14 protein-coding genes are annotated in these 6,744 nt (G+C 71.2%); 13 read left to right on the forward strand and 1 reads right to left on the reverse strand.

What is annotated here, in order from left to right; genetic code table 11:
• Positions 1 to 400, reverse strand: a 400-nt coding sequence (locus tag EAO71_RS35505; protein ID WP_187282959.1) for a helix-turn-helix domain-containing protein, incomplete at its 3' end; no start/stop codon positions are given.
• Positions 401 to 669: 269 nt separating this feature from the next.
• On the opposite strand from EAO71_RS35505, the gene EAO71_RS35510 reads away from it, so the two are divergent.
• From EAO71_RS35510 to EAO71_RS35570, 13 genes are all read left to right on the forward strand, one after another.
• The gene (locus tag EAO71_RS35510; protein ID WP_147981934.1) at positions 670 to 969 is read left to right on the forward strand and encodes a hypothetical protein; all 300 of its coding nucleotides are present in this window, start codon (positions 670 to 672) and stop codon (positions 967 to 969) included.
• Entirely contained in the window at positions 969 to 1,157 is a 189-nt protein-coding gene (locus EAO71_RS35515; RefSeq protein WP_147981935.1) for a hypothetical protein, read from the forward strand. The genes EAO71_RS35510 and EAO71_RS35515 overlap by 1 nt, the downstream gene beginning before the upstream one ends.
• 84 nt (positions 1,158 to 1,241) lie before the next feature.
• The gene (locus tag EAO71_RS35520) at positions 1,242 to 1,529 is read left to right on the forward strand and encodes a hypothetical protein (RefSeq protein WP_147981936.1); all 288 of its coding nucleotides are present in this window, start codon (positions 1,242 to 1,244) and stop codon (positions 1,527 to 1,529) included.
• Entirely contained in the window at positions 1,526 to 2,431 is a 906-nt protein-coding gene (locus EAO71_RS35525; protein ID WP_147981937.1) for a hypothetical protein, read from the forward strand. The genes EAO71_RS35520 and EAO71_RS35525 overlap by 4 nt, the downstream gene beginning before the upstream one ends.
• On the forward strand, positions 2,428 to 2,820 hold the full coding sequence (locus EAO71_RS35530; protein WP_147981938.1) for a hypothetical protein: 393 nt from the start codon (positions 2,428 to 2,430) through the stop codon (positions 2,818 to 2,820). The genes EAO71_RS35525 and EAO71_RS35530 overlap by 4 nt, the downstream gene beginning before the upstream one ends.
• A gap of 97 nt (positions 2,821 to 2,917) precedes the next feature.
• Entirely contained in the window at positions 2,918 to 3,826 is a 909-nt protein-coding gene (locus EAO71_RS35535; RefSeq protein ID WP_187282960.1) for a YqaJ viral recombinase family nuclease, read from the forward strand.
• Positions 3,823 to 4,062 (forward strand): hypothetical protein, encoded by a 240-nt coding sequence (locus tag EAO71_RS35540; RefSeq protein ID WP_147981940.1) that lies wholly within the window; start codon positions 3,823 to 3,825, stop codon positions 4,060 to 4,062. The genes EAO71_RS35535 and EAO71_RS35540 overlap by 4 nt, the downstream gene beginning before the upstream one ends.
• Positions 4,059 to 4,871: a recombinase RecT gene (locus tag EAO71_RS35545; protein WP_261992501.1), complete on the forward strand. Its 813-nt coding sequence runs from the start codon at positions 4,059 to 4,061 to the stop codon at positions 4,869 to 4,871. The genes EAO71_RS35540 and EAO71_RS35545 overlap by 4 nt, the downstream gene beginning before the upstream one ends.
• On the forward strand, positions 4,871 to 5,176 hold the full coding sequence (locus tag EAO71_RS35550; RefSeq protein WP_147981941.1) for a hypothetical protein: 306 nt from the start codon (positions 4,871 to 4,873) through the stop codon (positions 5,174 to 5,176). The genes EAO71_RS35545 and EAO71_RS35550 overlap by 1 nt, the downstream gene beginning before the upstream one ends.
• Entirely contained in the window at positions 5,173 to 5,760 is a 588-nt protein-coding gene (locus EAO71_RS35555) for a hypothetical protein (protein ID WP_261992502.1), read from the forward strand. The genes EAO71_RS35550 and EAO71_RS35555 overlap by 4 nt, the downstream gene beginning before the upstream one ends.
• Positions 5,757 to 6,041 (forward strand): WhiB family transcriptional regulator, encoded by a 285-nt coding sequence (locus tag EAO71_RS35560; RefSeq protein ID WP_147981942.1) that lies wholly within the window; start codon positions 5,757 to 5,759, stop codon positions 6,039 to 6,041. The genes EAO71_RS35555 and EAO71_RS35560 overlap by 4 nt, the downstream gene beginning before the upstream one ends.
• Positions 6,038 to 6,244 carry a hypothetical protein gene (locus tag EAO71_RS35565; RefSeq protein ID WP_147981943.1) on the forward strand — a complete coding sequence of 69 codons (207 nt, stop codon included), beginning with the start codon at positions 6,038 to 6,040 and terminating at the stop codon, positions 6,242 to 6,244. Before EAO71_RS35560 ends, EAO71_RS35565 begins: the two co-directional genes overlap by 4 nt.
• On the forward strand, positions 6,244 to 6,744 hold a 501-nt coding region (locus tag EAO71_RS35570; RefSeq protein ID WP_222723618.1), incomplete at its 3' end, for a hypothetical protein. The genes EAO71_RS35565 and EAO71_RS35570, both read left to right, overlap by 1 nt.

Raw genomic sequence — 6,744 nt, forward strand, 5'->3', positions numbered from 1 at the left:
CCTGGGGGGCGATCATGTCCAGGAAGCGGGCAAGCGCATCCACCTGCTCCGGCGTCATCCGGTCAGCCCGAGCCAGCAGGGCGCGCGCCTGCCCCGAGGCGCTTTTCACGGTCGCGATCCCGAAGAACTGCTCCCCGGCTGCGGCCTGAACGACCTCTAGGGGCACGGAGAGGCCGGCGGCGAGGCCGACCAGGTTGCGCAAGTCGGGCGCGATGACGGGCTCCCCGGACTCCAGTCGGTGTAGCCAGGAGTCCTTGACGACCTGCTCCCCGGTTTCCGGGTCGACGCAGCGGGCCGCCAGTTTGACGTAGCTGAGTCCTAGTTCGGCGCGCCGCTTCTTCAGCAGCTCTCTGAGCGCGGGCCGCGGGGCCTCCGCGCGCGAGCGATCTTCCGTAGCCATGAGGGTCATCCTGCCACTCCGTGTCATGTCATGGGCTGTGGGGTGTCCATGGGACAAGAGAGACGTTCGTATACATCCCCCCTGGTCGCAGCCGGTGTGTCGTCCAAGCCGCTGGACGCAGTGTCCACGCTACGGGGCGGCGCGCGCTAGAGCGCACGGGGGTTTTGGCGCGTTCGACACATCACCGCCCAAGTGGCTGGACGTGGCGTCCAAGCTATGCAATGCTTCATCCATCCAAGCAGTGCAATGAATCGCCGCACGAGGTGGACATGGCTACACCTGACTCGACACAGTTCTCCCTCTACAAGCTGCTCGACCGGCACCTCATGGAACGCCTCATGAAGCGCACCGGGACCGGAGCCGCCGTCACCATCCGGGGTCTCGCCGACTTGGTCGGAGTCCCCCACGGCACGATCGGCAACCTCCTCACCGGCGAGCAGGAATCCGTCATCGAGCCCACCGCCAACGCTATTTGCGGCGTCATCGGCGTGGACCTCCTGATCCTCTTCGCACCCCACGGCCGCTCCACACGCCACACCGGCCGGCCCCGTATCGAGGTGGCTGCCTGATGGCCGCCTTCAGCCTCGCCGCAGCGCGCGAACTCCTCGGCCCGGCCGCGATGGAAGCGATCCGCAAGTCGGTCGATGCGGCACCGCCGCTCCGGCCCGAGCAGCGCGAGCAGCTGCGGGCGGTCTTCGCCACAGCGCGCCCGCACCATCCGGCCGCACCGGTCATCCCGGCGCCCCGCGCCGCTTGACCACATGAAAACGGGGCCACCCCGGACCGGGCCTGGTCCGAATGCAGCCCCTCGGCACCTCACCCACAGAGAAATGAGGACACCGTGAGCATCACCGTACCAACGAACATCCCGACCGGGGACCGGCAGACGACCCCCGTACAGGTACCTCCGGCGGCGGCATCGCCCGCCAGCGTCCGGGACCCGCTCAGCGACTACGCCAGCACCTTCACGTGGCCGGTGTCGGTGGAAGCGGCCGCGAAGCTGGCCCGCGCGGAGGTCGACCGCTGCGCGGGAATGAGCATCCATAACGCGGGCGACATGATCAGCGCTGCTGTCGGCCTGGACAACGCGGTGCGGCGCCTGCTGACCGCTCTGGGCGGTGCGGCATGAGCGCCCGCGAGGAGCTGCTCGCCGAGGCCCGCCGTCTGCTGTGGCAGGGCTGGGAGCAGAGCAGCGAGGAGATCGGTTCGGCGGCCGCGTCCACGCTGATGGGGCTGGGAATGCTGGTCCCGCAGGGCGGTGCGGCGGAGTTGGAGCGTCTGCGGTCGCTGCTGAACGCGCAGCCGGCCGAGCTGACGGAGGCGCAGCTCGACGCGCTGGCCGCCGCGGGCAACCGGGCGTTGAACGACCACTACCACGCGGACCTGTGCTTCTGCCGTGACTGGCCGGAGAGCTGCGCGAGCAGTGGCAACTACTTCATGGGTACGTGGGACACGGCGGCGTTCGACATCGGTCTCGGGGCGGTGCTGGGCCTGTGGGAGTCGATGCGGGCTGACGCTGCGGCGGCCGAGGTGGCTGCGCTGCGGGCCCGCGTGGCCGAGCTGGAGGCGGAGCGGCACTCGACGAACGAGGCGCTGTCCGACGCGGCGGACCAGGTCGCCGCGCTGGAGTCGGAGCTCGGCGGGGCCATGGCCCGGGTAGCCGAGCTGGAGCCCGCGGCCGCCGAGCAGAACAAGGCCATCGTCCTGTGGCTGCTGAAGAAGGCCCGCGAGTACCGATCGACGCGCAGCCGCCAGCACCAGTTCCAGGCCGAGGCCATCGAGCGAATGGCGGACAAGATCTCGCGCGGCGCGGTCCGCCCGGCCCCGTTCGTGCCGCACCGCCCGACGTTCGGCGAGCTGGCCGAGCAGCGGCACCTCATGGACCCGCTCGACCACACCCTCGAAGCCCTCGCCCCCCGCACCACGGACGTCAGCCCGCAGGTGCAGCAGCTCCGCGACCTCCTCGCCGGGCAGCGCGCCGCGGTCGAGACGCCCCTCCCCCACCCCACCGACGCTGGGAGCGCCCTGTGAGCACCGACCGCACGCCCGTCGAGGGCCGCCTCTACGTCGAGGCAACCCCGTGCCGCATCACGCTCGACGTCACCCCGCTCGTCGACGACAACGTCCACGACATCCTCGACCTCCTCATGGGCGACGAGTTCTTCGAGACGTTCATGGAGCTCGCCTGCGCCGACCCGGACGGCCAGCACGACGGACACGCCCCGGACCGGCTCGCGTTCGAGGAGCTGAAGACGCACCTCGTCGAGCGGCTGTCGACGAGGCAGTCCCTGACCGGGCCGCAGGCGCTGCGGGTGGCTCGCAGGATCGCCTCGTTCGCCGAGCCGATGGTGGCGGCCGAGGAGCAGGCGGCGGCCGCGCTGCTGGGCTTCGCGACGCAGCGGGACCGGAGGGCGTCGTGAGGCCCGGTCTGGCGCGCGGATGCGCCTACGGCCTGCCCATCGCCGTCGCCCTGTGGGTGCTCCTCGCCGCGGTGGTCGCCGCCATCGGGAGGGCCCTGTGACCGTCACCGTGCAGGCCGGGGCTCCGGCCCCGGCCGCCGGCCCCATCGTGGTCGGCGTCTTCGAACCCGGCTCCCCTGAGTGGCACGCCGCCCGCGCGGACGGGATCGGCGGATCCGAGATCGCCGCCGTCGTCGGCCTCTCCCCCTACGACTCCCGGTTCTCCCTGTGGCACAGGAAGAAGGGGCTGATCGGCCCCATCGAGGAGAGCGAGCAGATGTATTGGGGCAAGGTCGACGAGCCCGGCATCTGCCAGCGGTTCGCCGAGCTTCACCCCGAGCTGCACATCAGTCCGGCACCGACGTACGCCGCTGCGGACCGGCCGTGGCAGATCGCGAACCCGGACCGGCTCGTCGGCGGTACCGAGTTGCTGGAGGCGAAGACCTCCCGCGACGACGAAGGGTGGGGCGAGCAGGGCACGGACCAGATCCCCGTGCACTACCGCTGCCAGTGCCTCTGGTACCTCGACGTCACCGGCGCCCGCCGCTGCCACGTCGCGGTGCGGATCGCCGGATGCGAGTACCGCGAGTACGTCGTCGAGTACGACGCGGACGAGGCCCGCATCCTGCGCGAGGCCGGCGCCCGGTTCATGCGCGACCTGGAGCAGGACGTGCGGCCGGGCATCGACGGCCACACCGCCACCTATCAGGCCGTGCGCGAGCTCCCTGAGGGCCTGGACGACGTCGACGTCGACATCGTGCCCGCGCTCCGGGACCGCTTCCACGCGGCGCAGGACGCGTTCTGGCTGGCCGAGGACGAGCTGACCGCCTGCAAGGGCGAGTTGCTCGACGCGATCGGCACCGGCCGCCGGGCGGTCGTCGGTCGGGAGCGGGTCGCCACCCGCACCGTCCGCGACGGCCGCACCTACCAGCTCCTCCCCGCACGCACCCGAAGGACCGCCCGATGACCCCAGCCGAGCAGCTGCTCATCGCCGCCGCCGACCTCAACAGCAAGGCAGAGGCCGCCAGCCGCGCCGGACGCCTCGTCGAGATTCCTCCGGCCGTCATCCACTCCCTTGCCTACCTCCTCGAAACGCATGGGCGGCAGGTCGCCCGCGCTGGCGGCATCCATGCCGTGCCCTCGGTCGCCGCCGCCGAATACGCCCACGACATCGCCCGCACGCACCTCGGAGAGTTCAAGTGACCGACCAGACCGTCTCCAACGCCGTCGCCGTCCGTGACCAGGGCCCCGGCGCCATGGTCGAGCACTACAAGGCCGACCTCGCGCAGGTCATGCCGTCCCACGTCAAGCCCGACACGTTCATCCGGCTCGCCGTCGGCGTCCTGCGTCGTGACCGCAACCTTGCCCAGGCCGCCCAGAACAACCCCGCCGCCCTCATGGGCGCCCTCATGGACGCCGCCCAGCTCGGCCTCACCCCCGGCACCGAGCAGTTCTACCTCGTCCCCCGCAAGAAGGCGGGCCGCCTCGAAGTCCAGGGGATCCGCGGCTACCAGGGCGAGATCGAACTGATCTACCGCGCCGGCGCCGTGTCCTCCGTAATCGTCGAGGTCGTCCGCCAGGCCGACACCTTCCGCTACAGCCCCGGCCGGGACGAGCGGCCCGAGCACGAGATCGACTGGGACGCCGAGGACCGCGGTCCGCTCCGCCTCGTCTACGCGTACGCCGTGATGAAGGACGGCGCGACGTCAAAGGTCGTCGTGCTGAACCGGGCCCAGGTGATGAAGGCCAAGGCCATGAGCCAGGGCTCGGACTCCGCGTACTCCCCGTGGCAGAAGCACGAGGAGGCGATGTGGATGAAGACCGCGGCCCACCGCCTCACCAAGTGGGTGCCGACGTCGGCCGAGTACATGCGCGAGCAACTCCGTGCCGCCGCCGAGGTGGCCGCCGAGCACCGGCCGACGCCGGTGGCCGCGGCGCCTGGGATGCCTTCCGTCCCTGGCGAGGACGAGGCGATCGAGGCTGAGTTCGTCGACGAGGACGAGGTGGCGTGATGCGACTCCCCTTCGTCTCCCGCCGCCGCCTCGACGAGGCCGTCGCCCAGAACCGACGCCTCTCCAGCAGGCTGCACCACTCTCGGGAGTACGCCGAGGGCAGCGAGCAAGCCCTCGTCCGGTACGAGCTGCGCATCGATCGCCTCGCCCGGGCCTGCGCCAGGTACCGCGCGGCGCTGGCCATCGAGAAGCGCGTCGTCCGCCGCCTCGGCAATCAGCTTCTCGACGCCACCGGCTACCGCGGCGAGCCGCTCCTCCCCGCCGCCCGCACCCTGCTTGACCTCACCGAGGAGGACACGAAGTGACCACCTCCACCCAGACCCCCGCGGCCGGGATGTCCCCGCTCCCGGCCGCGGGAACCACCCGCCCCCTCGTCATCGGCCTGGACCTCTCCCTCACCTCCACCGGCATCGCCGGAGTCGACTGGGCCGACGCCATCAAGCCCCGACAGAAAGGGCACATGCGGCTCTCCTGGATCCGCTGCGAGATCGCCGACCGCATCCGCCTCGCCGACCTCGTCGTCGTCGAAGGCCCCTCCTACAAGCACGGCCACGAAGCTGGAGCCCACGAGCGCGCCGGCCTGTGGTGGCTGGTCACCCACGACCTGTGGCGTCGGGACCTGCCGTACGCCGTGTGCCCGCCCGCCCAACGCGCCATGTACGCCACAGGCAAGGGCAACGCCGGCAAGGGCGAGGTTCGTGACGGCGTCCGTACCTGGTTCGGAGTCGAGTGCGACGGGGCAGCCCGGTACGACATGGCCGACGCCGTGTCGATGGCCGCCCTCGGCGCCCACTGGCTCGGCTACCCGGTCGCAGACCTCCCGGACACCCACACCCGCGCCCTCAACGGCGTCCAGTGGCCCGAGGTCATTCCGGCGGTGGCGGCATGAGCACCCGTGGAACCAGCCTGCCTCACGTCCCCAACTGGCGCGCCTTCGCCGCCTGCCTCGGCGAAGACCCCGACACCATGTTCCCCGCCACTGGCGACCTGGCCGGCATCGAGGCCGCCAAGAAGGTCTGCTACCGCTGCCCCGTCGTCAACCGCTGCCTCAACGACATCCTCGAATTCGAGGCGGGCCGCGGCAAGGAATCCCGGCACGGGGTTGCCGGCGGGCTGTCGTCGTCCCAGCGGTACGCCCTGTATTCCAGCCGCCGCAAGGCCGTCGCGTGACCGGCGGCGAGCGGCCGGCGCCGCTCCTGGACTGGCGGGACTCCTCCCACTGGTCCCGGACGCCGGCCCCGTGCCGGTACTGCGGCAAGGACGCCTTCACCCGCGACTCGAAGAGGTCCCCCGCGCACAAGACGTGCGCGGAGGCCGCCATCGCCCAGCAGGCCGCCGACCGGGCGGGCGCATACGAGAACGGAACGTTGTGATGGAGATCGTCCTGCCGACCCAGGAGCAGGCCCGTACCCTCACCGACCGCATCAAGATCGCGGTTGAGGGGACGTGGCTCCTGATCCAGGAGGCGTATACCACGCGGGCCTGGGCCGCACTCGGCTACGGCACGTGGGACGCGTACTGCAACGCCGAGTTCGGCACGGCCCGGCTCCGGCTCCCCCGCAAGGAGCGACAGGAAGTCGTCGCCAGCCTGCGGGACTCCGGCCTGAGCACCCGTGCCATCGCCTCCGCGACCGGCATGGATCAGAAGACGGTCCGGAACGACCTCGCGGCATCAGGTGAGGACTTCTCCTCACCTGTCCTTGGAGCCGACGGCAAGACGTACACCGCTCCCCGGCCGGAGCCCGAGCCCGTCCACGAGCCGGACCTCCTCGCCGGTGACGAGGTTGTGCTCGAAGAGGGGGCGGAAGGTTCCGCGGTTGTAGGCGCCGTTGCCGGGGTCGAGGTAGTAGCGGCCGCGGGAGAGGTACTTGAC

This window comes from Streptomyces sp. MS191, assembly GCF_008042125.1.
GTDB lineage: Bacteria > Actinomycetota > Actinomycetes > Streptomycetales > Streptomycetaceae > Streptomyces.